The 26999-nt window shown below is 56.1% G+C and carries 29 protein-coding genes and 1 riboswitch; of the genes, 20 read left to right on the forward strand and 9 right to left on the reverse strand.

What is annotated here, in order from left to right; genetic code table 11:
* Window positions 1-99 precede the first annotated feature (99 nt).
* On the forward strand, window positions 100-309 hold the full coding sequence (locus SD69_RS04520; RefSeq protein WP_041522267.1) for a DUF2061 domain-containing protein: 210 nt from the start codon (window positions 100-102) through the stop codon (window positions 307-309).
* An 18-nt stretch (window positions 310-327) separates the two neighbouring features.
* Here the strand turns inward: SD69_RS04520 and tatC are convergent, their stop codons facing one another.
* Genes tatC through SD69_RS04555 form a run of 7 tightly spaced genes read right to left on the reverse strand, consistent with a single transcriptional unit; the run spans window position 328 to window position 4715 of the window.
* Window positions 328-1119 (reverse strand): twin-arginine translocase subunit TatC, encoded by a 792-nt coding sequence (gene tatC, locus SD69_RS04525; protein WP_041522268.1) that lies wholly within the window; start codon window positions 1117-1119, stop codon window positions 328-330.
* The gene (gene tatB, locus SD69_RS04530) at window positions 1116-1613 is read right to left on the reverse strand and encodes a Sec-independent protein translocase protein TatB (RefSeq protein ID WP_041522269.1); all 498 of its coding nucleotides are present in this window, start codon (window positions 1611-1613) and stop codon (window positions 1116-1118) included. Before tatB ends, tatC begins: the two co-directional genes overlap by 4 nt.
* Window positions 1614-1627: 14 nt before the next feature.
* On the reverse strand, window positions 1628-1873 hold the full coding sequence (gene tatA / locus SD69_RS04535) for a twin-arginine translocase TatA/TatE family subunit (RefSeq protein ID WP_041522270.1): 246 nt from the start codon (window positions 1871-1873) through the stop codon (window positions 1628-1630).
* Between the two features lie 20 nt (window positions 1874-1893).
* Window positions 1894-2229 carry a phosphoribosyl-ATP diphosphatase gene (locus SD69_RS04540; protein WP_041522271.1) on the reverse strand — a complete coding sequence of 112 codons (336 nt, stop codon included), beginning with the start codon at window positions 2227-2229 and terminating at the stop codon, window positions 1894-1896.
* Between the two features lie 26 nt (window positions 2230-2255).
* A complete protein-coding gene (gene hisI, locus SD69_RS04545) occupies window positions 2256-2651 on the reverse strand; it encodes a phosphoribosyl-AMP cyclohydrolase (RefSeq protein ID WP_041522272.1) in 396 nt (131 codons plus the stop codon).
* A complete protein-coding gene (locus tag SD69_RS04550) occupies window positions 2648-3505 on the reverse strand; it encodes an aldo/keto reductase (RefSeq protein WP_052480890.1) in 858 nt (285 codons plus the stop codon). Before SD69_RS04550 ends, hisI begins: the two co-directional genes overlap by 4 nt.
* A complete protein-coding gene (locus SD69_RS04555; protein ID WP_052480891.1) occupies window positions 3498-4715 on the reverse strand; it encodes an FAD-dependent oxidoreductase in 1218 nt (405 codons plus the stop codon). Before SD69_RS04555 ends, SD69_RS04550 begins: the two co-directional genes overlap by 8 nt.
* 186 nt (window positions 4716-4901) lie before the next feature.
* Here SD69_RS04555 and SD69_RS04560 point away from each other — a divergent pair, with 186 nt between their 5' ends.
* From SD69_RS04560 to waaA, 4 genes are all read left to right on the forward strand, one after another.
* A complete protein-coding gene (locus SD69_RS04560; protein WP_041522273.1) occupies window positions 4902-6608 on the forward strand; it encodes an NHL repeat-containing protein in 1707 nt (568 codons plus the stop codon).
* Window positions 6609-7407: 799 nt separating this feature from the next.
* Entirely contained in the window at window positions 7408-7761 is a 354-nt protein-coding gene (locus tag SD69_RS04565) for a hypothetical protein (RefSeq protein WP_157471610.1), read from the forward strand.
* A 72-nt stretch (window positions 7762-7833) separates the two neighbouring features.
* On the forward strand, window positions 7834-8412 hold the full coding sequence (locus SD69_RS04570; protein WP_041522275.1) for a CBS domain-containing protein: 579 nt from the start codon (window positions 7834-7836) through the stop codon (window positions 8410-8412).
* Window positions 8413-8500: 88 nt separating this feature from the next.
* Complete coding sequence (gene waaA / locus SD69_RS04575) at window positions 8501-9790, forward strand: lipid IV(A) 3-deoxy-D-manno-octulosonic acid transferase (protein WP_232301152.1); 1290 nt, start codon at window positions 8501-8503, stop codon at window positions 9788-9790.
* 74 nt (window positions 9791-9864) lie between these two features.
* On the opposite strand, the gene SD69_RS04580 is transcribed toward waaA, so the two are convergent.
* Entirely contained in the window at window positions 9865-11250 is a 1386-nt protein-coding gene (locus SD69_RS04580) for a TolC family outer membrane protein (protein WP_041522276.1), read from the reverse strand.
* A 305-nt stretch (window positions 11251-11555) separates the two neighbouring features.
* A riboswitch (TPP riboswitch) is annotated at window positions 11556-11657 on the forward strand.
* On the opposite strand from SD69_RS04580, the gene SD69_RS18720 reads away from it, so the two are divergent.
* The 9 genes from SD69_RS18720 to SD69_RS04620 all read left to right on the forward strand — a co-directional run bounded on the left by SD69_RS18720 (window position 11657) and on the right by SD69_RS04620 (window position 20161).
* Window positions 11657-11836 (forward strand): hypothetical protein, encoded by a 180-nt coding sequence (locus SD69_RS18720; protein WP_157471611.1) that lies wholly within the window; start codon window positions 11657-11659, stop codon window positions 11834-11836. Its footprint overlaps the riboswitch before it by 1 nt.
* Window positions 11806-12639: a bifunctional hydroxymethylpyrimidine kinase/phosphomethylpyrimidine kinase gene (gene thiD / locus SD69_RS04585; protein WP_041522277.1), complete on the forward strand. Its 834-nt coding sequence runs from the start codon at window positions 11806-11808 to the stop codon at window positions 12637-12639. Before SD69_RS18720 ends, thiD begins: the two co-directional genes overlap by 31 nt.
* A gap of 1 nt (window position 12640) precedes the next feature.
* Window positions 12641-14560 (forward strand): phosphomethylpyrimidine synthase ThiC, encoded by a 1920-nt coding sequence (gene thiC / locus SD69_RS04590; protein ID WP_041522278.1) that lies wholly within the window; start codon window positions 12641-12643, stop codon window positions 14558-14560.
* Window positions 14561-14601: 41 nt separating this feature from the next.
* Window positions 14602-15291: an NUDIX domain-containing protein gene (locus SD69_RS04595; RefSeq protein WP_084591486.1), complete on the forward strand. Its 690-nt coding sequence runs from the start codon at window positions 14602-14604 to the stop codon at window positions 15289-15291.
* Window positions 15288-15752: a DUF1249 domain-containing protein gene (locus tag SD69_RS04600; RefSeq protein WP_041522279.1), complete on the forward strand. Its 465-nt coding sequence runs from the start codon at window positions 15288-15290 to the stop codon at window positions 15750-15752. Before SD69_RS04595 ends, SD69_RS04600 begins: the two co-directional genes overlap by 4 nt.
* A 204-nt stretch (window positions 15753-15956) precedes the next feature.
* Complete coding sequence (gene cpdA / locus SD69_RS04605; protein WP_052480892.1) at window positions 15957-16781, forward strand: 3',5'-cyclic-AMP phosphodiesterase; 825 nt, start codon at window positions 15957-15959, stop codon at window positions 16779-16781.
* A gap of 35 nt (window positions 16782-16816) precedes the next feature.
* Entirely contained in the window at window positions 16817-17407 is a 591-nt protein-coding gene (locus SD69_RS04610; protein WP_041522280.1) for a YqiA/YcfP family alpha/beta fold hydrolase, read from the forward strand.
* A gap of 74 nt (window positions 17408-17481) precedes the next feature.
* Window positions 17482-19371: a DNA topoisomerase IV subunit B gene (gene parE / locus SD69_RS04615; protein ID WP_041522281.1), complete on the forward strand. Its 1890-nt coding sequence runs from the start codon at window positions 17482-17484 to the stop codon at window positions 19369-19371.
* 85 nt (window positions 19372-19456) lie between these two features.
* On the forward strand, window positions 19457-20161 hold the full coding sequence (locus tag SD69_RS04620) for a hypothetical protein (protein WP_041522282.1): 705 nt from the start codon (window positions 19457-19459) through the stop codon (window positions 20159-20161).
* An 88-nt stretch (window positions 20162-20249) separates the two neighbouring features.
* Here SD69_RS04620 and SD69_RS04625 read toward each other — a convergent pair whose 3' ends face one another.
* The gene (locus SD69_RS04625) at window positions 20250-20714 is read right to left on the reverse strand and encodes a hypothetical protein (protein WP_041522283.1); all 465 of its coding nucleotides are present in this window, start codon (window positions 20712-20714) and stop codon (window positions 20250-20252) included.
* A 263-nt stretch (window positions 20715-20977) separates the two neighbouring features.
* Between SD69_RS04625 and SD69_RS04630 the strand changes: the two genes are divergently transcribed.
* From SD69_RS04630 to SD69_RS04655, 6 genes are all read left to right on the forward strand, one after another.
* Window positions 20978-21679, forward strand: a complete 702-nt coding sequence (locus tag SD69_RS04630) for a spondin domain-containing protein (RefSeq protein ID WP_041522284.1) — start codon at window positions 20978-20980, stop codon at window positions 21677-21679.
* A 10-nt stretch (window positions 21680-21689) separates the two neighbouring features.
* Window positions 21690-22427 (forward strand): spondin domain-containing protein, encoded by a 738-nt coding sequence (locus SD69_RS04635; RefSeq protein ID WP_041522285.1) that lies wholly within the window; start codon window positions 21690-21692, stop codon window positions 22425-22427.
* A 114-nt stretch (window positions 22428-22541) separates the two neighbouring features.
* Entirely contained in the window at window positions 22542-23306 is a 765-nt protein-coding gene (locus SD69_RS04640; protein ID WP_052480893.1) for a response regulator transcription factor, read from the forward strand.
* The gene (locus SD69_RS04645) at window positions 23303-24778 is read left to right on the forward strand and encodes a sensor histidine kinase (protein WP_041522286.1); all 1476 of its coding nucleotides are present in this window, start codon (window positions 23303-23305) and stop codon (window positions 24776-24778) included. Before SD69_RS04640 ends, SD69_RS04645 begins: the two co-directional genes overlap by 4 nt.
* Before the next feature lie 82 nt (window positions 24779-24860).
* A complete protein-coding gene (radA, locus tag SD69_RS04650) occupies window positions 24861-26234 on the forward strand; it encodes a DNA repair protein RadA (RefSeq protein WP_041522287.1) in 1374 nt (457 codons plus the stop codon).
* Between the two features lie 185 nt (window positions 26235-26419).
* Window positions 26420-26989, forward strand: coding sequence for an SCO family protein (locus tag SD69_RS04655; RefSeq protein WP_041522288.1), 570 nt, complete (start codon window positions 26420-26422; stop codon window positions 26987-26989).
* Window positions 26990-26999: the final 10 nt, after the last annotated feature.

Here is a 26999-nt window from a genome sequence, read left to right on the forward strand (position 1 = left end):
TGGGCTATTAGGCAGATAGTGGCGATTATGTGGCGCTATTTGTTGGGAGTGATTATTATTTACCTGTAGCAACAAACGAATCACTAACCGGAGGCGGTCATGTTAAAAACCATATCTTTTGCTGTATTGCACTTCACCGTCGCATTCACGGTGACCTACTTGTTAACCGGCGATATTTTAATTGGCAGTGCCGTGGCAATGGTCGAGCCCGCTGTGAACACTGTGGTGTTTTACTTTCACGAGCTTGGCTGGAATCGTTGGAAGGAGGGGCGCGGCGCCTTATTAGAGGTGTTCGCCCAAAGGGCTTAAGGCCCGACAAAAGCGCGTTTAGTCGGCGCTTTTGTCGCTTTTAGTGTCGGCTTGGTCGTTTGCGTCTTGCGGCTCGGCCTCGTTACGGCGGCGATACAGTATGCGGCCAAAGAAGATACCAACCTCAAACAGCAGCCACATGGGCAGGGCCAGTAACGTCTGCGAGATAACGTCGGGTGGAGTGAGCAGCATGCCGATAATAAAGCAGCCAACCACAACGTAGGGGCGTTTTTTGGCCATACCGTCGGGGGTGATCGCGCCGCCTAAAATCAGCAAAATAGCGGCGATCGGAATCTCAAACGCGACCCCGAAGGCAAAAAACAGTTTTAGCACAAAGTCTAAGTAGCGGCTGATGTCGGTCATAATGGCGACATTGGCGGGGCCCACCGAGGTGAAAAAGCCAAACACCAACGGAAAAACCACAAAGTACGCGAACGCCATACCGGCATAAAACAGCACAATACTGGAGGCCAGCAGCGGCAGGGCCAGCTGTTTTTCATGGCGGTACAGGCCGGGGGCAATAAACGCCCAGGCCTGATAAAGGATGTAAGGCGCGCTCAGTACAAACGCCACAAACAGCGTCAGTTTAAAGGGTGTTAAAAAAGGCGAGGCCACATCGGTGGCAATCATCGAGCTGGACTCTGGCAAATAAGCTTGTAGCGGAGCCGAAGCCCACTCGTAAATCTCGGCGCTAAAACCCAGCAGCGCCGCGCAAATAACTCCCACCACTAACAGTGCCCGCAGTAGCCGGTTGCGCAGCTCGATCAGGTGTTGTACGAGCGGCAGTTCTTTATCGTTGGATTGGCTCATGATTTACCGGAGTCGCTTGGGGTGGTGCTGGATTTGCTCGGTTGCTCGGCTTGCGTTGGCTCTGCGTGATCGGCTGACGGGTCTTGTTTATTTGCTGAAGGCTCTTGTTTATTCGCTGAAGGCTCTTGTTTATTCGCTGAAGGCTCTTCCGTGTGCGCGTGGTCGGGTAGCTCCTCGGTCTGATCATAATGTTTGGAGTCCATGCGACGAGCGCGCTCGGGCTCCATAATGTTGTTCATTTCGCTTTTCACATCGTCGATCTCGCGGCGGGTGGCCTCGAGGTTGCGCATGATTTGCTCATTGTGCAGCTGCCGGCGAATATCGTCGGCCCCGATTTGCCGCTCGATCTCGGTGCGGGTTTCGCTTAGGCTACGCTTTAAGCGCCCGATCCATAAACCGACCGAGCGCACAGTCTCGGGCAGCCGCTCGGGGCCAATCACCAGCAGCGAGACAATAGCGATCAGCAGCAGCTCAAAAAAGCCCATATCGAACATAGTGGCAGCGGCGCTTAGTGAGTTTCAGTCTTGTCTTTACTGGCTGCTTTGTCAGCGTCGCCGGTTTGGTTGGCGTCGGGGGCGGCAACTTTTTTGGGGTCTTCTTCGTCTTTGTCAGTTTTGTCGTCGTCACCGACTGACTTTTTAAAGCCCTTGATGGCCTCGCCCAAATCTGAGCCCATGCCGCGCAGGCGCTTGGTGCCAAACAACATAATAACGATGGCTAAAATAATCAATAACTGCCAGGGGCTAATACCCATGATGATGTCCTCTTTATAATCTAGTTGCGGGTGCGCGAGGCTTTCTCGTCATGCCCGGACACATTAAAACGTCGGCCCAGCTCCGCCAGTACGCTGTCGGCATTTTCGCCCAGGTGCGAGAGCATTACCAGCGAGTGAAACCACAGATCGGCAGTTTCGCCAATAAGCTCGCGGGTGTCGCCGCTGGTGTCAGCGTCTTTGGCGGCGATAATCGTCTCGGTGCACTCTTCGCCGACCTTTTCTAAAATTTTGTTAAGGCCTTTTTGGTGCAGGCTTGCCACATAAGAGCTGTCGGCGTCGGCGGCGTTTTTACGCGCTTCGAGTATCTGGCTCAATTCGCTGAGTATATCGCTCATGATCGTTCTTCTGTCGTTAGCGGCGGTTAGCCGTAAATGTCTTTAGGGTCTTTTAATACCGGTTCGACGCTGCGCCACTGGCCATCGTCCAGCACCCGGTAAAAGCAGCTTTCGCGACCGGTGTGACAGGCGATGCCGCCGAGTTGTTCCACACTTAAAATGACCACGTCGGCGTCACAGTCGAGCCGGATCTCATGCACTTTTTGCACGTGGCCCGAACTCTCGCCCTTGGGCCATAGCCGGGCGCGCGAGCGCGAGTAGTATACCGCAGTGTGTTGCTGCGCCGTCAGCGCTAATGCCTCGCGGTCCATCCAGGCCATCATCAGTATACGGCCGGTGTTGTGATCTTGGGCGATGGCCGGTACTAACCCGGCGGCGTCCCATTTTACGTCGTCGAGCCACGCGGGCGCTGAGTCGGTCATGGCTGTTCTCCTGATTGCGCTTGTGCCAACGCCGATAGCGCGGCGCGGGCTTGTTGGACATTGTCATCCAAATGGGTCGGGTTAATAGTGCCAATAATCGCGGCGCTAACGCCCGGGTGGGCGAAGGCAAACTCTAAGCTGTGGCGTACCGGGTTGCTCTGCTCGCCAGTGTGGCACAAATGGCCACTGGCGAGGGCCTTTTTCAACAGTACGCCGCGGTTTAAGCGCAGGCACTCGTCTAGTACGGGCTGCTCTGAGGTGTGCGCCGGGTTATAGGTCACCATCACGCAGTCCGATTCGCGGGCGGCCAATATACCCCCGGCAACGGTTTTGGTCGACATGCCAAAGGCGCGTATTTTACCTTCGCGCTTACACTGCTCGAGTACGGTAAAGACCTCGGTGTTTTCGATGATGTCGACATCGTTGCCGTCCGAGTGCACCAGTACCAGATCCAGGTAGTCGGTGTCCAAGCGGGTCAGGCTGCGCTCGATGCTGTGGCGAGTGTGTTGTGCGCTAAAGTCGTAGTGGCTGTTGCCGGCTTCAAACTCTTCGCCGACTTTGCTGCAAATCACCCACGCATCACGTTGCCCGGCGAGCAGCGGCCCCAGGCGTTGTTCACTGGTGCCGTAGGCGGGGGCGGTGTCGATAAGGTTAATGCCCAGGGCGCGGGCGCGGTTAATAAGCGCCAATGCATCGGCGTCCGAGGGCAACTCAAAACCGGTGGGGTATTTTACTTCCTGGTTGCGGCCGAGCTTAACCGTGCCGAGCCCGACGGCGCTAACGCGTAAGCCGGTGCTGCCTAATAGTCGTTGGCTAAAGCTATGTGTGTGGGTATCCGCGCTAAAGTCAGTCACGTTTCGCCTCCCAGGGTAGTGGTGCAATATCGGGCACAGACAACTGTTGTGTCAGCGCGGCAAGGTCGTGGTTGCGCGCCTCGGGGGGCGGCAGCTGGGCCAGGATCTGATTGGCCAGGTTGGGGGCCAGGGTGAGCTTCGTGGGCCAGCCGACCAGTACGTTGCTTACCCCGCAGGCGGGTTCGGCAAAGGCATTGTCGGGCCGGGCAAAGTCTTTTTGTCGCGGCTCGGCCCGCTCCACGGGCAGGGTAGAAAACGCGGCCTCGCTAAAGTCGAGCCACGGGAATAGCTCTGCCAATTCTTGCCTGCCGGCGTTAATCAGCTCGCTCGCACTCATGCTGGCGCCTTTTTCGGCCAGTGAGCCGCCCAGGTACCAGACGGTTTCGTCGCTGGCCGAAGGGTGAGTGCTGATGGTTAGGCGCGGGGTTTTGTCGGCGCCCAAACAGTGGCCGTAAAACGGGTAGGGGTAGCGGTGGCGCACGATCAGCTGCTGCAACGGGCGCAGCTGCATGGCGGGCTCGGTGCAGGCGAGTGCCGTTAATAGCCCGGCGTTGCCTTTGCCCGCACACAGTATCCAGCGCCGGGCCTGTAGTTTGGTGCCATTATCCAGTGTTAGATAGGCGTTGTTGTCGGCGTCTTTGTCTAGGCGGTTGATGATGTTTGACAGTTGAAACAGCCGGCCGTGATTATTGGTGGCTAAGTTCGCCAGCAGTGAAGGCACGTCTAACACACGGTCTACTAAGCGGTATAGGCTGCCTTTAAAGCCGGGGTTTTGCAGCAGCGCCGGCCGCTCGTTTGCTGCTACTTTATCAACCCGGCCGCGCACCGCACGGCTGGCAAAAAAGCCGGTGAGTTTGCCCATGGTGGAGTTGGACCACATATAAAAATGATCACTCAGGGTGTTTGTGTCGCCGAGGTCGACATCGCCCTGGCCCGCCAGACAGCGCTCCCAGTAGTCTGGCATATCGGCAATTGTCTCGGAGGCTTTGTTCAGGGCGCCGCTAAGGGTGTATTTTATGCCGCCGTGAATCATCCCCTGTGAGGCCAGTGTTTGGCCGTCACCCAGTGGGCGGTCCGTTAACAAAATGGCGTTATAACCCGAAGTGCGCAGTCGGTCGAGGGTCCAGAGTCCGGCAATGCCGCCGCCAATAATGACCGCGTCGAACTGTAAGTCGCCGCTGGTATCGGGCGAGAGGCTCGGATTGTTCATAACGTACTCGCTGTGGGCTACTGCTGTGCTAACGGTGATTATCGGGGTGGACTGAGCTGATCGCGCTAGTATATCGATTCTGACTAAAGTTTGCGCCCTGATAGCGGTTTTCTCTAAAATCCTCCGCCATTGGATGCCAGTAACACTGTGGTATTGAGCTCGTAGGTTGCATAACAAGGAATTTATATGAAGGGAAAGTCACTGTGCGCCGCCATTATTATTGTGGCGCTGTCGTCACTGGCGATGATGCTGTATTTGTGGGCCGGCGCCAAGCGAGCCGAGCCGCCGAGCTACGGTTTTATGCATCCCGATGGCCAGCAGCTGGCGGTTAATTTTGGCTCGCATTTGGTGTGGCTGGACGACGCCGGGCGGGAGCGGGCCGCATTGGATATAGCTGATTTAGGGCTGCGCCCGGTGGGAGACTTTGGTTTTTTTAGCGATGGCGACTTACTGCTGTATCACCGCAGTGAGCCTTATTCGGTGCTGGATAATCTGGCTGCTTTTTTTCGCTTGCGCGCCAGTCGCGAGGTTGCTGCCAGCAGCGATGAGGGTTTTTACCGCTGCGATTTAGAGTTAGAGCGCTGCCGGCGGCTCGCCGACAGCGAGCAACACCCGGCGCGTAGTTTTCGGCTATTGATACTGCCCGACACCGACACCATTCTGCTGGCCGATACCGCGGATCACGCGCTGTACAAATTGACGCCCGAGGGGCGCCAGCTGGCCAGTAATCAGCGAGATTGTAAATTTCCCAACCAGTTGCTGTGGCACGAGGGCGACGTTTGGTTGGCTGATAATAATCACCACCGGGTCGTGAGCGTATCAAGCGCGACAGACAACTTTGGCCGTAAACGGCAAACTATTACCACCGAGCTTGGCGGCGAACATCGTTGGCCACATCAGTTAGCGGCCAGTGATGAGGGCATCTGGGTGTTGGTGGGTAACAATGCTATGGCGAATGGTCGGTTGCAGTTTTACCGCTGGAGCGGGGCCGCTGAACGGCGCTTGCCTCTGGCTGGGGTTGATGACCCGCTCGCCATTAGTTTTTGGCGCGATCATTTGTGGGTGAGTGATTTTGCCGAGCCAAAGCTGCTCAAGATCGACCCACAATCAGGCATGGCCGAACAGGCCGACTCTGCTACATTGGCGCGCTTGTATCAGCAAACCGAGAGCGGCGAGCGCTATTACCGTCGCCTGGAGTGGCTGGCTATGGGTTTGTTTGGCTTGGTGTTACTCGGAGGCTTTGCCGCCGCCTGGAAATTAGAAAAACAGCAAACGCTTGAGCGCTTTAACAAACTTAGCAAGCCTGCCGGTAGCATCGTTGTTGACGGCGAGGTCGAGCCCACCGGCCAGAGCGATATTCTGTGGATTCCCAGCGCTATAAAACCCTACCACTGGTGGTTGGCGAATGCCTGCTGGGTGATGGCCGCATTGATGTTGTTGATGGTGGTGCTTACGTACCAGAGCTTGGCGGACACCCCCGCTATTTTGTGGATGGGGGTGGGTACCGCAGGTTTTATGGCCCTGGCGGGCTACATGACCCGCGCTCTGTTAGCCAGTGTTGCCCACGCCAAACTCGGGGTGATTGGCGAATCTCTGGTGTTGGTGTCGGCTCGGGGAGAGCGTACCGTCGCCCGCGCTCGCGAGTTAGCTTACAGCCCGCAGTTTATTTTTGCAGATGACGTGGCCATAGCGCTGGGCAACACCAACCTGCGGTTTTACGACGAACAGGCCCTTAAGCGCTGGGTCTATCCGCGTTTAAAAAGTGCGCAAAAAATTAATGCCTATCAGCAGGTGGCGCGGCTCTGGCATTTGCGCCACCCACAAGTGATTTGGCCCACGGTTTTGTTGGCGGTGTTAAGCGTTGCCGTGTTGGCGTTAAAGCTGTGGGGTTGATTGCTTATTGCGCAGGTTGGATGCTGCGCGTACAATGCGCGCTGCGGGCAGAGCTTTGACCGCGAACCTGAGTATTAGCATGCTCTTTGCTCAATAGGCATTTATATTTTACTGCTGTGAAACTTGTTATGAACATTTGGGCCAACTCCAATACTAGCTATCAGCTAGGCGCCTCTCGCTGCTACGCAGTGGGCATGGGCGTTGTTCGCCGTTCGCAGCAGCTTGGGTTTATCTGAAAATAATACAGGCCGCGCACCGAACGCGGCCTTAAGTGTTTCCCTCTCTTTATCACCCTTAAGCTCCGCGTTCGTGTTGTCGCCACAACACGGAGTGTTTTGCTGTGGGTTTACGACACAGATTACGGGCTTGGTTTGCCCGCCGGAATAACAAAACAATAACGGTAACGGATAGTGCGGCGGCGCCTTTGGCGCGAGACGCTGGTATTCGTGTGACCCGTATTACCCTGCCGTCTGGGCGGGTGATTAGCATTATCCATCGAGGCTCTGGGCAGTAAGCCCAGTGCGCCACAAGGCGGTAGATTAGGTGTCGGTATGGAGTTGGGCGGACATTCTTGCGGGTGTTAAGTTTATGGGGGCGCCGTAGGGTGCGATGGGCCAAAGCCTTGAGCGTGTATTGGCTCGGTAACTCATGCATTGATGGTATTGGCACTAACTAAAAAGAAGCGTAAAGTTTTGCTGGATAGGCTTGTTTTCTCTTTTGGTCGGCCTTATATAGGTTGTAAGCGGAACAAAAGGCGTGTTGCTTTTTTACCCGACAACTCTGAGACCTAAACACTCTGATGAGCACGACACCCATCCAAGCATCTGGCACGGCCGTTCGCAATACCCTCTCCCGGGTGTTGGGTTGGTTGTCATTGCCACTGTTGCTGGTTGCCGTCGTTACCGCTGGGCAACAGAGTAAAGTCAGCGATGGTCAGGCGACGCTAACGCAGTTAGTTGCCGATTTTAATGTCATCGAGGCCAACCCTGCCGACGGTTCGGAAAACCCGGACCATGATGCCGTTTCGTTTTTGGGCGCGCTGGCGTTTGCCGCTGATGGGACTGCCGCGCCAACTCAATCCCCACGGGCACAGGCACTTATCGCCTCGCGTGCCTTTGCGCCTCGGGCGCCCCCAATCTCCCTACACATTTAACGTTTCTCGTTTTTTTACTTAATGTGTTTGTTATTTGTCGTCGTGCATCTGGCCGATGGCATGGAGATTATTATGAAACCTGTACCTAGTATTCCGTTATCGCGTTTAAATCACAGCCTGACTCTCACCCATGTTGAGCCACCAGAAATTCAGATGTCGAGCCCGGCCGACAGGGTGTTTATTGATTTTGATAGCCGCCAGCCGATGGTGTTGGAGCAGGGCGTCAGTGTCGATGACGCCGCCTATTTAATGCGCATTACCCACGCCAAAATTAAACTGGTGGTTGATCGCGATAAGAAGCTTTTGGGTATTGTTAGCTTGCGCGATATCGACAGCGTTAAAGTACTTGCCACGGCCTCCGCCATGGGAATTGCCCGAACCGATTTAACCGTAAAGGACATTATGACGCCAACGGTGCGGCTGCAGGGGATTGATCGCAGGGTATTAAGTCGCTCCAGCATTGCTGATTTAGTCGAAGCGTTCGAGTTTGAAGGCCAGCGCTTTTTGTTGGTGTTGGATGACGAAGAGCGCATCTGTGGCTTGATCAGCGCCGATGAAATCGCCCATCGATTGGGGCGCCACCTGGATATCGAGCCCGTCGCTCATAGCTTTAACGAGGTGTTTACCGCTTTGCGTGTCGGGGCGATGTAATCTCGGCTAGCGATAGCGTTTAAAATCCCACCGGCGGCCTTTATCTTGGCCGCCGGCCTCGTTATGCTGAAGGCCTTTATTCTCTGTCATGGCCATCAGCTACATGCGCGCACTTTATAGTCTTCTGTTTTATCTGCTTTTACCGGTTGTGTTACTGCGTGTGCTGTGGCGCGCGCGGCACAATCGGGCTCATCTGGCACGCTTGCGCGAGCGTTTTGGGTACGCGGCCCCCATTACCGGTAAACGCACCCGTATTTGGGTTCATACGGTGTCGGTGGGAGAGTTTTTGGGGGCACTACCACTGATTCGTCAGTTGATTGCCCGTCAGGAGACCGAAGTCATTGTCACCTGCACTACGCTTACGGGTTCGGAGCGTATTGTGCAAACGCTGGGCTCCAAAGTGCACCATTTTTATATGCCCTACGATTTACCGGGCGCACTGCGGCGCTTTATTAAGATTGTCGAGCCGGACTTACTCATTATTATGGAAACCGAGCTGTGGCCCAATACTCTGGCCGCTTGTAAGGCCCATGGCGTACCGACGGTGTTAATTAATGCGCGCTTGTCGGAACGCTCGGCCCGGGGCTATCGGCGTATCGGGGGGTTAACCCGGGCCATGTTGTCCCGCTTGTCGGCGGCCGCTGTGCAACATCGCGCCGATGCCGAGCGTTTTGTTGCCCTTGGCTTGGCGGATACTCGCCTGAGCGTGACGGGTAATATCAAGTTTGATATCGACATTGATGACGAGCAAAAGCAGTTGGCGGTTCGCTTAAAAAATGAGTGGTCTAGCAGTGGACCGCGTTTGGTGTGGATCGCCGCCAGTACCCACAGCGGCGAAGATGACATTGTGCTGCAGGCGCTGCAACAGCTGCGCGAGCAAGGGGTAACCGCCGAGCAACTACTGCTGGTACTGATACCCAGGCACCCGGAGCGTTTCGACTCGGTGGCCAGCTTGTGTCAAAAAGCGGGCTTTAGTGTTACCCGCCGTAGCTCGGGCGAGGCGCCGGCGCTGTCGACCGATATTTTACTGGGCGACACCATGGGCGAGCAGCAATTAATGTTTGGCGCCGCCGACATGGTGTTTATGGGGGGCTCGCTGGTTGATGTTGGCGGGCATAATTTTATTGAGGCCGCCGCTTGGGGGCAGCCGCTCATGAGCGGCCCGACGCTCTATAATTTTGCCGAAGTTTCTCGCTTACTGCGCGAGGCCGAGGCGCTGGAAATTGTTCACGATGCCACTGAGATGGCGCAGGCCGTTAAGCGCTTTATTGATGATGAGTCTCTGCGGTCCCTTGCTGGCGCCCGGGCTCAAGAAGTGGCGGAAGAAAACCGTGGCGCACTGGCCCGCACCCGGGAGGTCATTGAAAAGCTGCTGTAAACGGCGGTGAGTAAGCACAAAAAAAGCAGCCCGAGGGCTGCTTTTTTTGTGCTTACTTTTTGTAGCGCTCTGCATTACAGGCCGTAGTCGCTGCGACGCACCATCTCTTGCTGCTTCAAGAAATCGTCAATGCGCTGTACGTCGGCTGGGGTGAGCATACCGGCCGATTCGCGTAAGCGCGTGTTCTGAATAATATAGTCGTACAGGGCGTTCGAGTAATCGCGTTGCGCCTGGTACAGCGAGCGCTGTGCCAGCAACACCTCTACCAGGTTACGAGTACCGACTTCAAAACCCGATTGTGTTGCTTTTACGGCGCTTTGGTTAGAGATAATGGCTTGGTAGCGTGCTTTTACCCGAGCTACGCCAGTCTCTACCGCCAGATGGAGCGAACGGGTGTCCTGAATTACGTTGCGCTGTAATAAGTTGAATTGCTCGCGCGCCTGCATGGATTGGGCGAGCGCCTGACGGCGTACGCCAGAGGTGCGCAAGCCGCTAAACAGTGGAACGCTCAGTTGAATGCTGGCTGAATAGCCTTCGCGCTCGTAATCATCAATGAGAGCATCGGCTCCATTTTTGTTTTCAGCGTCGGTCTCGGTGTATCCGGCCTGCGCGCTTAAGGTTGGGTAGTGGCCGGCTTTGGCGGCCGAGGCGCGGCGCTCTGCCGCTACCGCGCCTTCGCCAGCGGCTTTGAGCGAGAAGTTATTTTCCAGCGCAAACTCCACCCAGGCGTGACGCTCGGCGGGCTCGGGGGCCACTACCGGAAAGTCTTCATCCAGTGGCGCAATGGCGTCGTGCGTGCGGCCGGTGAGTACCTCGAGCGCTTCAAAGCTAATGCCTAGTTGGCCGCGGCCTTCAAGTGTGGCCGCAGTGGCGCTGTCGTAGGCGGCCTGGGCATCGTGCACATCGGTGATGGGTGTTAAGCCTACTTCAAAACGCTGTTTGGTTTGCTCTAACTGTTGCTCCAGGGCTTTTTCTTCGGCGATGTTGGCTTGCAGGTTATCGACCGCGCGCAGCACATTAAAGTAAGCCTCGGCGACCCGCACAATTAAGCTTTGCTCATCGGCTGAGTACTGGGCAACGGCTTGTTCGCTCAGGGCAGCCCCTTGCTTGTAGGTGTACCAGGCACTCATATCGATCAGTGCTTGGCTCAGGTTAAGCCCCCAGCTGGTTTGCTCGCCGTCGATCTCCAGGTCGACTCCGTTCAGTGGTTGGCCGTCGCGGGTGTTGTAAACAGTCTCATTGTTGGAGATGGTGTAGCTGCCGTCGGCACTCAGTTGCGGTAACAGCGCGGCGCGATTAATGGTGCTGTTCTCCAGCCCCGCCTGATAGGCGGCGAAATCGGCTTTAAGCTGTGGGTCGTTTTCCAGCGCCATTTGGTAAATTTCTAAAATTGAATTTGCCTGAGCACTGCCGCTGCATGCGATTAGAGCGGCTAAGAGATAACGTTTGGTATTCTTCATTTGGTCTTCCAGTTCGTCGTGCGTCCGTAAAAAGAGCGAGTGGTTTGCCACATTTCCCTGGCCTGTTAGTTGCCAGTTGCTACTGGGACTGTGTAAATCGCTTAACAGGTCTGTGTGTGACGCGCCAACGGCTGCGATGGATGCAGTGTCGGGCCAAGCCGATGTTGTACGCGTTATTTCAGGTCTGAGTTTAGCGGTTTGTCTGCGCAAGGTACAGATGAATAATCGTTCATTTTGTTCCGGTTGGGTAAAAAACCGTAAAAACCACGGCTTTACAGTCTCGCGTGAGTTCTCTAGACTGCGAATCTTTCTTGTCGGGGTGCAGTTTTGCGTAAGCAAAATAGCTGAGAGAGTCCCGTCGACCTGATCCGGTTAGTACCGGCGTAGGGAACGAGAGCACGTCAAAATGAAAGTCACTTCTATGGTATCTCTGGCACTGTTCAGTGCCGATGTCGCGCAAGCGCTGGGCGTAAATCGTCTGGTGGCGTTGTTGCGTGCTGAGTTGCGTGCCGACTTTTATGGCTCTACTCCTACGTTTATTTTGTGGAGCCCTAGATGCCGATCCCCCCACCTTCTGCTCGAATAACCCCCATTGCGCTCACGGTTGCCGGTAGCGACAGTGGCGGCGGTGCGGGTATTCAAGCCGATTTAAAAACCTTTGCCGCGCTGGGCGTGTATGGCACCTCGGTGCTGAGCGCGCTGACGGCGCAAAACACCCAGGGTGTACAGGGCGTAATGCCGGTACCTGCAGATTTTGTCAGTGCCCAACTAGAATCGGTATTGAGTGATATGCCGGTGGGCGCCATAAAAACCGGTATGTTGGCCGATACCAGCTGCATTAAAGCGGTGGCCGCCGCCCTTAGCCATGTGAGTGCGCCTTTGGTGGTGGATCCGGTGATGGTGGCCACCAGTGGCGACCGATTGTTACCGGCGTCGGCCGCAAGTGCCGTGCGCGATGTGCTGCTGCCTCTGGCACATCTGGTAACCCCTAATATCCCCGAGGCGGCGGTGCTGCTGGGTGTGGACGAGGCCACCTGCATTGATGACATGCGGCAACAGGCCGAATCGTTGCTCGCCTTCGGCCCTCACGCGGTATTGCTAAAAGGCGGGCATTTATCCACCGACGAGGCGGTAGACGTTTACTGCGATGCCCGTGGCTGCCAATTGCTGCGCGCGCCACGAGTTGCCACGCGCAATACTCATGGCACCGGCTGTACCTTGGCCGCTGCCGCTTGCGCGCGCCTGGCCCTCGGCGACAGCGCCGAGTGTGCCGCCCGATATGCCAAATCCTATTTACATAAAGCGCTCTGCCACGCCGATGAATTGTCAGTCGGTGCGGGTGCCGGCCCCGTTAATCACTTTTATTTTCACTCCCCCCAAGAGGTCTAGCATGAGTAACCGTCAAGATAATAATGCAGTGGTACTAAGTGAAAGCGCCGAGGTCGATAGTGCCTCGGTGCAGCCGTTTCCTCGCTCAGAGAAGATCTATGTGACTGGCTCGCGCGCCGATATTCGGGTGCCTATGCGTGAAATTAGCCTGGATGACACCTCGACCGATTTTGGCGGTGAGCAAAATCCACCGGTGCGCGTCTACGACACCTCGGGCCCCTACACGGATCCGGCCGCAAGTGTTGATGTGCGCGTGGGTATTAGCGATATCCGCAACGCCTGGATTGAAGAGCGCGGCGATACCGAGTTGCTGGCAGGCACCAGCTCGGCTTTTACCCGCGAGCGCCACGAGGATGACTCGCTCAACCATCTGCGCTTTAAGCATGTGCGCCAACCGCGCCGCGCAAAAGCGGGTGCCAACGTCAGCCAGATGCACTATGCCCGTCAGGGCATTATTACGCCCGAGATGGAGTACATCGCCATACGCGAAAACATGGCGCTAGCGCAGGCACGTGAGCAAGGCATCTTGGGTCGCCAACACAAGGGCAACGATTTTGGTGCGGCCATTCCCGATGAAATAACGCCCGAGTTTGTGCGTGATGAAGTAGCCCGCGGCCGCGCGATTATCCCCGCTAACATCAACCACCCAGAGTTAGAGCCGATGATTATCGGCCGCAACTTTTTGGTAAAAATCAACGGCAATATCGGTAACTCGGCGGTAACCAGTTCGATTGAAGAAGAGGTGGAAAAACTCACCTGGGGCACCCGTTGGGGCGCGGATACCATTATGGACTTGTCTACGGGTAAAAATATTCACGAGACTCGCGAGTGGATCATTCGTAACTCTCACGTGCCTATTGGCACGGTGCCTATTTATCAGGCGTTGGAGAAAGTCGACGGCGTGGCCGAGGACCTAACGTGGGAGATTTTTCGCGACACCTTGATTGAACAGGCCGAGCAAGGCGTGGACTACTTTACCATTCACGCCGGGGTGTTATTGCGCTATGTGCCACTGACGGCCAAGCGGGTGACCGGTATTGTCAGTCGCGGCGGCTCGATTATGGCTAAGTGGTGTTTGGCGCACCACAAAGAGAGCTTTCTTTATACGCACTTTGAAGATATTTGCGAAATCATGAAGGCCTACGACGTGTCTTTTTCGCTGGGCGATGGCTTGCGCCCGGGCTCGATTGCCGACGCCAATGACGAGGCGCAATTTGGCGAGCTGGAAACCCTGGGCGAGCTGACCAAAATTGCCTGGAAGCACGATGTGCAGGTGATGATCGAAGGCCCCGGCCACGTGCCCATGCACATGATTAAAGAGAACATGGACAAGCAGCTCGAATGCTGCGACGAGGCGCCATTTTATACCCTGGGGCCGCTCACCACGGACATTGCCCCAGGTTACGATCACATCACCTCGGGCATTGGCGCGGCCATGATAGGCTGGTACGGCTGTGCCATGCTTTGCTACGTTACACCTAAAGAGCATTTGGGCTTGCCTAACAAAGCCGACGTGAAAGAGGGTATCATTACCTATAAGATCGCTGCCCACGCGGCGGATTTGGCCAAAGGTCATCCGGGCGCGCAGCTGCGGGACGACGCCCTGTCTAAGGCGCGGTTTGAGTTTCGCTGGGACGATCAGTTTAATTTGGGCTTGGATCCGGACACCGCCCGGGCTTATCATGACGAAACCCTGCCCAAGGATTCGGCCAAAGTGGCGCACTTTTGTTCCATGTGTGGCCCCAAGTTCTGCTCCATGAAAATCTCCCAAGAAGTGCGGGATTACGCCGCTAAAGAAGGATCTTCGCCGGTTTTGGATGACGGTGAGGAAGTGGTGCGTATGATCGACGTCGAAGCTGAGATGCAAGCCAAGGCCCGCGAGTTTCGCGACTCTGGCTCGGAGCTGTACCACAAAGTGTAAACCGGCGGGTAAATTACCCCGCCCGATTTTGGATGAGGTAAATGACACAGCGACCCCAAAGCGATGACAACCGGCTAAACAACACAGACCCACAAGGTGCTGCGCCCGACTTTGCCCGCGACGATGTCGAGGTGCTGGGGCGGCGCGAGCTGTATCGCGGTTTTTTTCGCGCCGAAGAAGTTCAGCTGCGCCATCGTTTGTTTCGCACGGGCGAGTGGTCTACGGCTATGAAGCGTGAAATCCTCTATCGCGGTGAAGCGGTGGGGGTGGTGTTGTACGACCCCGCACGGGATGAGGTCGCGCTGGTTGAGCAGTTTCGCCTCGGGGCGCTGGACGAACCTGGTGGCCCCTGGCGTCTGGAAATGGTGGCGGGGATGCTCGAGCCGGGCGAGACGCCGCAAGAAGTAGCCCGCCGCGAGCTGGTAGAAGAAGCCGGCATCGAGCAAGTCGAACTGAGTTATATCGGCAACTATTTAGCCAGCCCCGGTGGCTGCGATGAAAAACTGCACCTGTACTGTGGGTTATGCGATTTAGCCCAGGTGAGAGGGATTTACGGCCTGCCCGAGGAGCACGAAGATATCAAAGTTCACGTGCTGCCGGCTGAAGAGGTATTCGCCGAGTTGTATACCGGGCGCTGTAATAACCCCGCCGCGCTGATTGGCTTACAGTGGTTGCAATTAAATCGCGAGCGCTTGCGCGCCGCGCATCAGCCGCAGGCGGGCAACCCATGAAGCAGGCCCTGAAGAAAGATCGCTACAAGGTTAACTTCCCGCTGCAAATGGCCCAGTGCGAAGCTAATTATTTGCTGTTAAGCAAGCTAACGCCTGGCCTGGCTGCACGCGATGTTTGGCAGTTTGCCGTCGAGCGAGCGGGCAAAAGCTGGGAGATGTCGATCGAGATTACCGAGCGCATGCGCTACACCACCACCGTGCGCGTGGCCCGTCACGACGCTCGCGATACCAGCTGGCTGCAAGCGCCGCAACTGACTGTACGTATGTACCACGATGCCGAGCTGGCCGAGGTACTTGCCTGGGAGGGGCACCGCCGCCTACAGGTGCGCTATAACTACCCCAACCGGGACATGTATCAAGTGGACGAGAAAGCACAATTTAACCGCTTTTTGGGCGAGTGGTTGACCCACTGCCTGCAACACGGGCACTCACTCGCGGATGTTTCGCTGCCGGTTAAATAATGACCTCGCCATTGGCGCTTTTGGGCGTCAGTTTGGGTGGCGCCTCAATTTGCAAATCGAAACCGTAAAAAATCCTTAAAAAAATGGGCGGGCGGTCAAACTTTGTCCGGTTAGTGGCCCCGAGGGGCTGGCGTGCACCGGCATAAGCGTTTATCGTAATTGGCTATACGGCGAATGGTTACGATTTAAGGATTTGCAAACGCTATGGTGCCCACAGCATCACCGGAAAAAGCCCCAGGCGCGCCCGCCCGGCTTATTCAGATTACCGATACCCACCTCGGCCCCGCCGACGGTGAAACTTTGTTGGGCCTAAACACCGACCAAAGCCTGGCCGATGTGCTGTCGCTTATCGAGTCGGAGCAGGCTGAAGTCGATGCCGTGGTGTGCACGGGTGATGTGGCCAGTAACCCCGAGCAGAGCTGTTACCTGCGCTATATCGATACCATGCATGAGTTTTTTGATTGCCCTTTAGGCTGGTTGCCGGGCAATCACGATATCCCCTCTGTCATGCAGCAAGTGCGCCACCCGCATCCCCCCGCGCTGCGCACCATGAGAGTGGGTGGCTGGCTGCTGGTGTTGCTCGACTCGAGTGTGGCCGGCCACGTGCACGGTGCCTTTAGTGAGGCTGAATTAGCGTTTTTACGTGAGACGCTCGACGACAACCCCGCCTCGCCCACATTAGTCATGCTGCACCACCAGCCCGTGCAGGTGGGCAGCGACTGGATAGATCAGTACCAAGTGCGCAACCACGAGGCATTCTTTGCCATTGTTGACGAGCACCCACAGGTTAAAGCCATCAGTTGGGGCCATGTGCATCAATCATTTGAGCTAAAGCGGGGCGCGCAGATGCTGTTTGCCACCCCCTCGACTTGTGTACAATTCAAGCCCGGATGCGATGACTTTACTGTGGATACCTCGATGCCCGGTTATCGCTGGTTTGACTTGTACCCCGATGGTCGTCTGGCGACCGGAGTCTCTCGGGTCACCGGAAAAGACTATCGTATTGACTATCGCTCGGCCGGCTACTGATACTGCGTTTGCCGGCCTGAACAGGACACGGCACTATGGCAGCGGTTATTTATCTGCACGGTTTTTTAAGCTCGCCCGAGTCGCACAAAGCTCAGCTTGTTAAGCACTGGCTTGCCCAGCATGCCCCAGAGCTGAGTTATCATTGTCCGCACCTTACCCCGTACCCCGATCAAACCCGCCGTGAGTTGGATGCTCTGATGGAGTTCTTACAGCCCGAGCCCGTGTGGGTGTTAGGCAGCTCGTTGGGCGGCTTTTGGGCCACCTGGCTGGCGGAGCATTACGACGTACCCGCGGTACTGATCAATCCGTCGGTACGGCCCTGGGAGTTTATGCCCGAGTATTTGGGAGTTGACCTAGTCTCCTATCACACCGATGATAGCTACCGCCTAGAGGCGGCTCACGTGAGTCAAATCCGGGCGGCTGACTGCTCACCCATTAAGCGGCCACACAACTACTGGTTGATGGTACAAACCGGTGATGAGACGTTAGATTATCGCCAGGCGGTGGAAAAATACCGCGATTGCCGCCAGCTGATCGAGCCCGAGGGCGATCATAGCTTTGTCGGGTTTGAGCATCATATTGGCGATATAATAGATTTTTTTCGCGCTCACCGTGATATTCGGTAAGCGACTGTCAGGGCCCTTACGGCAACCTGGCAACCCCAACAACAGATAACAGCGCAAACCACATAAGATATTCTATGGCTAATTATTCTGCGGAAGATATTGAAGTTCTCACGGGGCTCGACCCGGTAAAAAAACGCCCCGGTATGTACACCGATACCACCCGGCCCAACCATCTGGCGCAAGAGATTATCGACAACAGTGTCGATGAAGCGCTGGCCGGCCACGCCAAACAAATCGACGTTATCTTACATAAAGATCAATCCATCACCGTGACCGACGACGGCCGTGGTATGCCGGTGGACATTCACCCCGAACAGGGTAAACCTGGGGTTGAAGTGATTTTGTCTACCCTGCACGCTGGGGGTAAGTTCTCCAATAAAAACTACCAGTTCTCGGGCGGTTTGCACGGTGTGGGTGTGTCGGTGGTTAACGCTCTGTCCGAGCGGCTTGAGGTGACCATTCGGCGCGACGGCCAGGTGCACCGAATTGTGTTTGCCGACGGCGACAAAATCTCCGATCTGGAGGTGATCGATACCTGTGGCAAGCGTAATACTGGCACCAGTGCGCACTTTTGGCCCAACGCGTCTTACTTTGACAGCCACAAATTTTCCGTCAGCAAGCTGCGCCACGTGCTGCGCGCCAAGGCGGTATTGTGCCCCGGGTTAACGGTTACCTTTAAAGACGAAACCTCGGGTGAAAAAGACAGCTGGTTTTACGAAGATGGCCTAAAAGATTATTTGCGTGGCAACACCCAGGGCTGGGAGGTGTTACCCGAGGCGCCGTTTGTGGGCGAATTCTCAGGTAAAACCGAAGCCGCTAGCTGGGCCGTACAATGGTTGCCCGAGGGCGGAGAGCTTACCCAGGAGAGCTACGTAAACTTAATTCCTACCGCCCAGGGCGGCACCCATGTGAATGGTTTACGCACCGGCTTATTGGATGCTTTACGGGATTACTGCGAGTTTCGTAATCTGGTGCCGCGCGGCGTGAAGCTCGCCCCCGAAGATGTCTGGAGTCAATGTTGTTACGTGCTGTCATCCAAACTGGCCGACCCGCAGTTTTCCGGGCAAACCAAAGAGCGTTTAAGCTCGCGCGAAGCGGCGGCGTTTGTCTCGGGTGTGGCAAAAGACGCTTTTGCACTATGGCTTAACCAGCACACCGAAGAGGGCGATAAACTCGCCGAGCTGTGTGTTAACAACGCGCAAAAACGCGTGAAGTCCTCCAAAAAGGTCGCTCGTAAAAAAGTCACCCAAGGTCCGGCGCTGCCGGGAAAACTGGCTGATTGCTCCAACAACGATCCGGCCACCAGTGAGTTGTTTTTAGTGGAAGGCGACTCGGCCGGCGGCTCGGCCAAGCAGGCGCGCGATCGCGAGTTTCAGGCCATCATGCCGTTGCGCGGGAAAATTTTAAACACCTGGGAAGTAGACTCGGGGCAAATTCTGGCAAGCCAGGAGGTGCACGATATTTCCGTCGCCTTGGGTATCGATCCGGCGGCCGAGTCGTTAGACGGGTTGCGCTATAACAAAATTTGTATTCTTGCCGATGCCGACTCCGACGGTTTGCACATCGCCACACTGTTGTGCGCGTTGTTTGTGCGTCACTTTCGTCCACTGGTGGCCCAGGGCCACGTGTACGTAGCGATGCCGCCGCTGTACCGTATCGACGTAGGTAAAGACGTTTACTACGCGTTGGACGACAGTGAAAAAGCCGGCGTGCTAGAGCGCATCGAGGCCGAGAACAAAAAAGGCAAAGTCAATGTACAGCGCTTTAAAGGCTTGGGTGAAATGAATCCGCTGCAATTGCGCGAAACCACCATGGCTCGCGATACTCGCCGGCTGGTGCAGCTGCGGGTAGAGGACGGCGACGACACCATGCAAATTATGGATATGTTGTTAGCGAAAAAGCGTGCTTCCGACCGAAAATCCTGGCTCGAAGAAAAGGGCAACCTGGCGGAAATTATTGCTTAACATATATCTCTGGAGCGAAGGTATTACTCTGCCCAATTGAGGCTGCCACGCACGTAACATTAAACTGACAAACAGGAAAATAACAATGCCTACAGAACCTAGCGTGGGGCAATGGCTGCAGCAACAACGGAATATTTTATGGCTGGCGGGCGCATTGCTTGTGGCATCTTGTGAGCGTAATGAGTCGGTTGATAATGCGGGTAACGCATCGCCTGATATTGCCGCAGAAGAGTACGTTGCGCCCGATCCGGGTTTTATAAAAAACCCAGGCTTTAGCCGCGAAGGCGGGGATATTGCCGAGTGGTCAATGATCCAGCACGCCGGCGAGAAGTCGTTTGACTATACGACTGAAGCGGGTGTGCTTACCATTACTCGCACCGACATCCAGCCGTGGGGAATGATACGTCAGAGTTTGGATCGTAAGGACACCAAACCCCTGCAGGGTAAAACTCTGGAGTTTTCGGCTGAGCTATCGGCGTCGTTAAACGATGAGTTTGGCGCGGCGCTAGACCCCTCCGGGCTACGGGTTAGGATTAAAGGTGTAAAACGAGGCTCACCGGCTATGCTGGGTACGGCGATTTTACTTACCGACGACCAAGCGATTGCGGGCACTAAAGGGGATCTTCCTTGGCAACGTTATGCCCTGCAGTTTAAGGTGCCAGCCGAAACCGAGGCCAGCAACCTTTCTATAGAGCTGAGCGTGATGTTGGCTTCGGGTGGCTCGATCGCGGTACGGGGACCGGCGCTGCAAGAGGTGGCTGCTACCGGAGACATCACCTCCGGACAGTAATAAATGCGCAAACGGGCGAGCCTGCTGTCTAAGCGGTGCTCGTTCTTACAAAACTATCGCGCCTGAATGCAAAGTTTACAGGCTGTTATTACATCTCTTGGGCGCGTACAGCTTCTCTCGCCAGCAGCTTTGCGTTGCTTCTTTCGATATTTAGCAGTTGATCCAGGGTGCGTCTGCTGGAGTCACACTCGGCTCGCTCGTGAAGATGGACGTACAGATCGAGCAGTTGTTCGTGAATGTTGCTAATTTCGGCACAAATTTGCTCACAATCGAGGTTTTTAAAGTCTGTCTCACGTGGGTCACGCAAGGTGATTGGGTGCCGGTCGGTGTAAGCGTAGAACCACGTGTTTAATGGCCCCAGCTTTTCCCGTTCGCGAAAAAAACTCAGGGTATCGGCCAGTTTCTTCTCGTGTTCCGCGAGATAATTTAATAGCAGTTGCTCTCGCTCTGGCGCGCCGTCGTCGGCGCAGTTGCTCAAGTGTTCGGCCAGCCCTTTATGGTACTGCTCGATGGCTGATAGTAGATCATCCATCGTTTTGGGTAACATTGCCATAGTGTCTCCTTTACTTGCGATTGGCTAGGATATGCCGCTCAGCGAGATTCGCCGGTGGCGCGCCTGACAGAGGATTAAGCAGGATCGATGCCAGTGGTTGGACACCCCCCTGTGTACGCCGCGCCGCCCGGGTGCGGCAAATAACCACAAAACGTGATCGGCCTGTGATACTTCTGTGAGGAATTAGCGTTCAGCTCCCGGGACAATGGTTAATAGCGGCGTAGCAGCCGCACTTTGTAACCATGTGGAATAGGGAGCACACCATGAAAACATTATCTGTACTGGCGGGAGCTGTGATGTTTGCCGCCAGCGGCGCGCACAGCGCCGAATATACCGTTGAAATTCAGAACTTAACCCGCAGCACACTTTTTACGCCGTTGTTGGTTGCGGCGCATCCCGCCGACAGTCACCTGTTTACTGTTGGCGGCGAGGCCTCGCTGGCACTGCAGGCCATGGCCGAGGGCGGTGACATCGAGCCGCTTAACGGCGAACTTGACGCGCTGGGAGCACTCAGCGTTGCCAACCCCGCCGGCGGCCTGTTAATGCCGGGTGAGGCGACGAGCGCTACGCTAAACAACGATGACAGCCCCGCGAATACGCACCTATCGTTGGTCGCTATGCTGCTGCCCACTAACGATGGTTTTGTCGGGCTCGACAGTTTGCCGCTGCCCACCGAGCCGGGCACCTACCAATATCAGTTGCAGGCTTACGACGCTGGTACCGAGGCAAACGATGAAGTTCGTGGCAGTGGCATGCCGGGCTCGCCCGGTATGCCTGTACCGCCGCCACTGGAGCCGTTACTGGGTAGCAACGGCACTGGAGTGCCCGGCGAGGCCGAAGGCTTTGTGCATATCCACCGCGGCGTGCTGGGCGATAACGATCCCGAGGGCGGCGTCAGTGATATCGACGCGACACGCCACCGCTGGTTAAACCCCGTTGCTCGTCTCACCGTCACTGTCGAGTAAGGAGGCTGTCATGAATAAGCACTATTTACTCACCAGTGTGTGCGCGCTCAGCCTGGCGCTGGCTGGCTGTGGTAGCGATGACGATGATACGTTGACGCCCCCGCCTGAACCCGAGTCGGAGCCGATCGTGTACTCGGTTACGGTCACCAACCTGACACGCGGTCAGCCATTATCGCCTATGGCGCTGATGCTGGCGGGCCCCGAGTTTACGTCGGCCCGTATTGGCGAGCCGGTAAGTGTGGCGCTTGAGGTGCTGGCAGAGAGCGGGGATAACAGCCAGTTGTTGGAGGAGGCCGGCATGAATCAGCATGTCTATGCCAGCGCCTCGGCAGAAGGTGGTCCTCTGATGCCAGGGGCAAGTACCACGCTAGAGCTAACACTCGAGGAGCCCGATGAGGCTATCTACCTTGAGCTGGTCTCGATGCTCGCTAACACCAACGATGGTATTGCCATGCTCAGTGCTAAAGCGCTATCGGGCTTGCAGCTGAATGAGTCGGTGAGCTTTATGGCGCCAGCTTACGATACCGGCACCGAGTTCAACAGTGAAAGCGCCGACACCATTATCGGCCCTGCGGCTGCGGGCGGTGCGCAACAAGGGTTTAGTGAAGTGCGCGACGACATTGCCGATGCGCTTACCTTGCACAGCGGTGTCGTATCGTTTGAAGACGGGCTGGCGAGCTCGGCGCTAAGTCAGGCGCAGCGTTTTGATAACCCGGTAATGCAGGTACGGGTAACGCGCCTGGAATAACGATGGCTAGTCCCAGCGCCATCCGCCCGGCCTGTTTGTAACATTTGCCGGGCGGGTGCGTCTGTTGTTTAGGTAATAACGCGACTGTTTTGCACATTACGAGCGAGGGATGGCATGGCCAATAGTGTTCGTTTAGCGTATGTGAATAACGCGCCGGCGCAGCGCAAGCGGTTTTTAGTCGTTGAAGACGAGCGGGATCTGGCGGAGCTGATTAAGCTGCATCTGTCTGAGCTCGACGCACACGTAGCGCTCGCTTACCGCGGAGATGAGGCGTTAACGCTAGCGCTGGAGCAGAGCTGGCATGCCATTGTGCTCGATTTGTCCCTGCCCGGCCTCGACGGCCTCGATGTTTGTCGCGAGCTACGTAGCCGGGGCATCTTTACGCCAGTATTAATGCTGACCTCGCGCTCGACAGAGCTCGATCGGGTGTTAGGGTTGGAGCTGGGCGCGGATGACTACCTTACCAAGCCTTTTAGTACGCTGGAACTCAACGCTCGTGTCAAAGCGTTGTTGCGGCGCGCCGAGCATCGTAGTGCAAACAACAGTAACACGCGCCAATGTGTCACGCTCGGAGGCCTACTCATTGATCAAGAACGGCGCAGCGTAAGCGTCAATGGCGAGCCGGTCGAGCTCACCGCTCGCGAGTTTGAGCTGATCTGGTATTTTGCCTCGCACCCGGGGCGGGTGTTTCGTCGCTCTGAATTGCTCGATGCGGTATGGGGTTATGGTCACGATGGTTACGAGCACACCGTTAATAGTCATATTAACCGCCTGCGCGGCAAAATAGAAACGAACCCGGCTGAGCCCGTCTATTTGAAAACCGTGTGGGGCGTGGGCTATAAATTTTGTGTCGAGCCCCTCAGTGAGGCGCCGTTGTGAGCCGCTGGTTTACCACTCTTTATGCGCGGTTGGCGCTGGTGCTCATTGTGCTGTTTGCCAGTATCGGTGTGGCTTATCTGGCGCTGGTGTACTGGAGCAGTAACCGCTACTACCAGGAGATGACGCAAAGCTTAAATCGCAGCCTGGGCATGTACATCGTCAATCGGGCTCCGCTGATCGAAGACGGCGTGGTGAACCAAGGTGCGATGCAAGAGCTGGCTGAATTGGTGATGGTGGTGAACCCCATTGTCGAGGTCTACTTGACGGATGCCGAGGGTGAGATTTTAGATCACGCCTTTGCCCCGTCCGAGCTCGTGAGTACGCGTATTAATACCGCTCCGGTGACTGACTGGCTGAACAATGAACGCCCTCTGCCCATCACAGGGACCGACCCTCGCACCGGACGCGAGAATAAAGTGTTTTCCGCTTGGCCCGTTGAAGATAACGGGGCTCATGTGGGGTATTTGTATGTGGTGTTAGGCGGCAAGCTATACCAATCGCTGCGCGACTCGCTCGACGAAAGCTACGTGTTGCGTCTGAGCCTTGGGGCTTTGTTGGCCGTTGTGTTTTTTGCTCTGCTGAGTGCGGTGATTATTTTTGCCGCTATGACCCGGCCACTGCGTCGATTGGCGCGGCAGATGCAGGCGTTTCAGGTGGCCGAGCTCGGCGCCGCGCAAACCCCGGCCGGTACCGGTGATGAGATCGCCTATCTGCAGAGTACGTTCGAGCGCATGCAAGAAAAAATTCACCAGCAGCTGCAATGCCTGGAGCAAACGGACCGGCTGCGTCGCGAGCTGGTGTCCAATGTGTCGCACGATTTACGCACGCCGCTGGCATCTATGCAGGGTTACCTCGAGACGTTAGCCATACGCGATGACAAGCTCAGCGATACCGACCGCACCCGCTATGTAAAAATTGCCTACACGCACTGCCGCCGTCTTACCCGGTTGGTGCAAGAGTTGTTTGAGCTCAGCAAGCTCGATACCGGGCGCACCGAGTTAACCCGTGAAACCTTCTTTCTGGCGGAGCTGCTGCAAGACGTCGTGCAAAAATTTGAGCTTAAAGCCCAGCAACGCGATATAGCGCTGCAAGCTGATTTTTCTGGCAAGCCCTATGCCGTGACTGCCGATATCGCGCTGATGGAGCGAGTGTTTGAAAACCTGATCGAAAACGCGCTGTGTTATACGCCCGACGGCGGCCGGGTAGCGGTGACCCTGGCCGCCCAAGACGATGCGGTGGCAGTCGCTGTTGAAGATACAGGTATTGGTGTTGCTCAAGACAAGTTACCGCGTATTTTTGAGCGATACTATCAGGCTAAGGGCCCGCGTTACGCTCAGGGCGACGGCACGGGGCTCGGGCTTGCCATCGTCAAACGCATACTCGATCTGCATCACTGCGAAATCTCGGTGAGCTCGCAAGAGGGGCGCGGCACCTGTTTTTCGTTCGAGCTACCGCGTGCCGAGGCCGGTTAGGAGACTGGTCTCTGGCAATGTCGCTTGGCAGGGGCGGGCTGGGTTATGATGCGCGCTGGGTAATGAGAGCGTGGGAGTAGTTGTGGCAAAAGCAAAAACAGCGTTCGTGTGCAACGAATGCGGTGCCGACTTTGGCAAATGGCAGGGCCAGTGCAGCGAGTGCGGCACCTGGAATTCGGTTGTCGAGATGAAGCTGGGCCCGACCCCCAAAGGTGGCGCGCGCGGTGCGGAGTTTTCGGGCTACGCGGGCAGCACTCAAGCACAGGTGCAAACACTGGCCGATATCAGCCTTGAGGATTTGCCGCGACTGCCCAGCGGTACTGGTGAGTTCGATCGGGTGCTGGGAGGCGGCTTGGTGCCGGGCTCGGTGGTACTCATTGGTGGTCACCCGGGGGCCGGCAAAAGCACGCTGTTGTTGCAAACCCTGTGTAAATTAGCCGAGACGATGCCGGCGTTGTACGTCACCGGTGAGGAGTCTTTGCAGCAGGTCGCCATGCGCGCAAAACGTTTAGGCCTACCTACCGATAAACTGCAAATGCTCAGCGAAACCAGCGTCGAATTAATTTGCATGAGCGCCGAAAAAGTCCGGCCCAAAGTTATGGTGGTGGACTCTATTCAGGTGGTGCATTTAAGCGATATTCAATCGGCACCGGGCTCGGTATCCCAAGTGCGTGAGGCGGCGGCGTTTTTAACCCGCTTTGCCAAACAAACCGGCACTGTGGTTATTTTAGTGGGGCACGTGACCAAAGACGGCTCGCTGGCCGGCCCCAAAGTGCTTGAGCACATGATCGACTGCTCAATTTTGTTAGAGGGCTCGCACGACTCGCGTTTTAGAACCTTACGCGGCAGCAAAAACCGTTTTGGCGCGGTGAACGAGCTGGGCGTGTTTGCCATGACAGAGCAGGGCATGAAAGAGGTCAGCAACCCATCGGCGATATTTTTGCAGCGTGGTGAAGATGTCTCTTCAGGCTCGGTCGTCATGGTGATGTGGGAGGGAACTCGCCCATTGTTGGTGGAGATTCAGGCGCTGGTGGACGATAGCCATTTGGGCAACCCACGCCGGGTGGCCGTGGGGCTGGATCAAAACCGACTGTCGATGTTACTCGCGGTGCTGCACCGTCACGGGGGCATTATGGTGGGCGACCAAGATGTGTTTGTGAATGTGGTGGGCGGCGTGCGCGTCGCTGAAACCAGCGCCGATTTGGCGTTGTTGTTGGCCATCGTGTCGAGCTTTCGTGATCGTGCGTTGCCGCGCGATTTAATGGTGTTTGGCGAGGTAGGGTTGGCCGGAGAGATTCGCCCGGTACCCAGTGGCCAAGAGCGCCTACGCGAGGCGTCCAAGCATGGCTTTAAACGGGCGATCGTGCCTGCGGGCAATGCGCCGCAAAAAGCGATTGCCGGCTTTGAAGTCGTGGCGGTGCACAACTTAGCCGAGGCACTGGAGGCTATTGATTAACCTTGCACGACCGTTTGGTGTGCGAGTGGCCAAGCAGCGCCATCGGGTTACCCCTCGCTAACTACCGACACCCCGCAAGCAATCTGTGGGTAATCCCTCCAAATGTAGACTACTATCACTTTTGAACAGATCCATAAGCACTCTATAAGCGTACTAATAACAACGATTTGTGTGGTGTGGTTAATATGTCGAGAAAAAAACGCAGGCGCGTCATAGCGGTATTGCTGCTGGCGGCCTCCGCCTTTCCCGCAAGTATCTGGGTATCTCAATTGGTGTCGTCCGCGTTTGGCACCGATGCTGCGCTGACTGTCACCCCGTTTTCGTGGGTAAACAGCCGCGGCGATACTGTCGAACTGGCCTCGGTCGAGTCTCCGCTCATTATGCTTTTTATGGGCTATTTGTCCTGCGACTCGGCGTGCCCCGCTCGGTTGGGCGAGCTGGTGGCGATCTCCCGTGAGCTATCACCGCAAAAGCTAGACCTTGTGTTTATCACGCTCGACCCTGTACGTGATACGGCCGAGCGTCGAGAAGCGCTGGTGGAGGCGTTAGGCATTGCCACCGGTGTTATGCAAAGTAAGGCGCTTTCGCGCTTAAGGTTTGAGCTGCGTGACCGACAACAAGATATAGCAAACCATTCGACTCGTATTTATGTTCTTACGCCTGCCGGTAGGCTTGTTACGGCGTTTTCTGGGCAGGCCCTTACTGTGCAGGACGTAAAGCAGAGACTGCACACGTTAGGCTATTTAGAAAATTAAAGAGGTGTTT

The organism is Gilvimarinus agarilyticus, assembly GCF_000832015.1.
Classification (GTDB): domain Bacteria; phylum Pseudomonadota; class Gammaproteobacteria; order Pseudomonadales; family Cellvibrionaceae; genus Gilvimarinus; species Gilvimarinus agarilyticus.

Excerpts from the sequence above, each read along its gene's own strand:
- waaA (WP_232301152.1), top strand. The coding sequence starts at position 8,501 with ATGGCCATCAGCTACATGCGCGCACTTTATAGTCTTCTGTTTTATCTG.
- SD69_RS04630 (WP_041522284.1), top strand. The coding sequence starts at position 20,978 with ATGAAAACATTATCTGTACTGGCGGGAGCTGTGATGTTTGCCGCCAGC.
- parE (WP_041522281.1), top strand. The coding sequence starts at position 17,482 with ATGGCTAATTATTCTGCGGAAGATATTGAAGTTCTCACGGGGCTCGAC.
- SD69_RS04580 (WP_041522276.1), bottom strand. The coding sequence starts at position 11,250 with ATGAAGAATACCAAACGTTATCTCTTAGCCGCTCTAATCGCATGCAGC.
- SD69_RS04570 (WP_041522275.1), top strand. The coding sequence starts at position 7,834 with ATGAAACCTGTACCTAGTATTCCGTTATCGCGTTTAAATCACAGCCTG.
- thiD (WP_041522277.1), top strand. The coding sequence starts at position 11,806 with ATGCCGATCCCCCCACCTTCTGCTCGAATAACCCCCATTGCGCTCACG.
- SD69_RS04635 (WP_041522285.1), top strand. The coding sequence starts at position 21,690 with ATGAATAAGCACTATTTACTCACCAGTGTGTGCGCGCTCAGCCTGGCG.
- SD69_RS04620 (WP_041522282.1), top strand. The coding sequence starts at position 19,457 with ATGCCTACAGAACCTAGCGTGGGGCAATGGCTGCAGCAACAACGGAAT.
- thiC (WP_041522278.1), top strand. The coding sequence starts at position 12,641 with ATGAGTAACCGTCAAGATAATAATGCAGTGGTACTAAGTGAAAGCGCC.
- SD69_RS04565 (WP_157471610.1), top strand. The coding sequence starts at position 7,408 with ATGAGCACGACACCCATCCAAGCATCTGGCACGGCCGTTCGCAATACC.
- SD69_RS04625 (WP_041522283.1), bottom strand. The coding sequence starts at position 20,714 with ATGGCAATGTTACCCAAAACGATGGATGATCTACTATCAGCCATCGAG.
- SD69_RS04600 (WP_041522279.1), top strand. The coding sequence starts at position 15,288 with ATGAAGCAGGCCCTGAAGAAAGATCGCTACAAGGTTAACTTCCCGCTG.
- tatC (WP_041522268.1), bottom strand. The coding sequence starts at position 1,119 with ATGAGCCAATCCAACGATAAAGAACTGCCGCTCGTACAACACCTGATC.
- tatA (WP_041522270.1), bottom strand. The coding sequence starts at position 1,873 with ATGGGTATTAGCCCCTGGCAGTTATTGATTATTTTAGCCATCGTTATT.
- SD69_RS04595 (WP_084591486.1), top strand. The coding sequence starts at position 14,602 with ATGACACAGCGACCCCAAAGCGATGACAACCGGCTAAACAACACAGAC.
- SD69_RS04555 (WP_052480891.1), bottom strand. The coding sequence starts at position 4,715 with ATGAACAATCCGAGCCTCTCGCCCGATACCAGCGGCGACTTACAGTTC.
- SD69_RS04610 (WP_041522280.1), top strand. The coding sequence starts at position 16,817 with ATGGCAGCGGTTATTTATCTGCACGGTTTTTTAAGCTCGCCCGAGTCG.
- SD69_RS04655 (WP_041522288.1), top strand. The coding sequence starts at position 26,420 with ATGTCGAGAAAAAAACGCAGGCGCGTCATAGCGGTATTGCTGCTGGCG.
- SD69_RS04560 (WP_041522273.1), top strand. The coding sequence starts at position 4,902 with ATGAAGGGAAAGTCACTGTGCGCCGCCATTATTATTGTGGCGCTGTCG.
- SD69_RS04520 (WP_041522267.1), top strand. The coding sequence starts at position 100 with ATGTTAAAAACCATATCTTTTGCTGTATTGCACTTCACCGTCGCATTC.
- cpdA (WP_052480892.1), top strand. The coding sequence starts at position 15,957 with ATGGTGCCCACAGCATCACCGGAAAAAGCCCCAGGCGCGCCCGCCCGG.
- hisI (WP_041522272.1), bottom strand. The coding sequence starts at position 2,651 with ATGACCGACTCAGCGCCCGCGTGGCTCGACGACGTAAAATGGGACGCC.
- SD69_RS04540 (WP_041522271.1), bottom strand. The coding sequence starts at position 2,229 with ATGAGCGATATACTCAGCGAATTGAGCCAGATACTCGAAGCGCGTAAA.
- tatB (WP_041522269.1), bottom strand. The coding sequence starts at position 1,613 with ATGTTCGATATGGGCTTTTTTGAGCTGCTGCTGATCGCTATTGTCTCG.
- SD69_RS18720 (WP_157471611.1), top strand. The coding sequence starts at position 11,657 with ATGAAAGTCACTTCTATGGTATCTCTGGCACTGTTCAGTGCCGATGTC.
- SD69_RS04640 (WP_052480893.1), top strand. The coding sequence starts at position 22,542 with ATGGCCAATAGTGTTCGTTTAGCGTATGTGAATAACGCGCCGGCGCAG.